Raw genomic sequence first — 209 nt, forward strand, 5'->3', positions numbered from 1 at the left:
TTGGCCAGTGACGCCGTCGGCGCCATGTCCACCGCACAGATCGCGTCGCTCAGCACCCTCCAGGTCAAGGGCCTGACCGCCGGCGACATGGACGCCCTGACGTCCAGCCAGGTCGCTGCACTGAACTCGGCCCAAGCCGCCGCGCTCTCCACCGCCCAGCTCGCCGCCATCGAGACCGAGGACATCAAGTCCATCTCGACCGCAGCACT

At 68.4% G+C, this 209-nt stretch carries 1 protein-coding gene; it reads left to right on the forward strand.

Features of this window, described 5'->3' with window-relative positions:
- Positions 1-24: 24 nt before the first annotated feature.
- Positions 25-209 (forward strand): hypothetical protein (locus tag AC0IZJ_RS28845; RefSeq protein ID WP_471855718.1); only part of this gene is annotated, 185 nt, incomplete at its 3' end.

This window comes from Roseateles sp. AC306 (assembly GCF_979253795.1).